Consider the following 347-nt stretch of genomic DNA (forward strand, 5'->3'; position numbering starts at 1 on the left):
AGTCAATGGGTTGAAGCAACTCTTATTCAAAATGGTTTTACGATTTCAAAAACTCATCTTAGTGCTGAGGATACGGTGATTGTGGATGCAACAGAGGTAAAAATCAATCGTCCTAAAAAAATCAACTAGCCAATTATTCTGGTAAAAAGAAATGTCATGCTATGAAGGCTCAGGCGATTGTCACAAGCCAAGGGAGAATTGTTTCTTTGGATATTGCAGTGAACTATTGCCACGATATGAAGTTGTTCAAAATGAGTCGCAGAAACATCGGACAAGCCGGTAAAATCTTGGCAGACAGTGGTTATCAAGGGATCATGAAGATGTATTCACAAGCGCAAACTCCGAGG

At 39.8% G+C, this 347-nt stretch carries 1 pseudogene; it reads left to right on the forward strand.

The annotated features are described in order from the left end of the window. Window positions 1-347: pseudogene (locus SMIDD28_RS11480) on the forward strand (transposase); the annotation flags it as partial.

It is taken from the genome of Streptococcus mitis, from assembly GCF_001579045.1.
Taxonomy (GTDB): Bacteria; Bacillota; Bacilli; order Lactobacillales; family Streptococcaceae; genus Streptococcus; species Streptococcus mitis_D.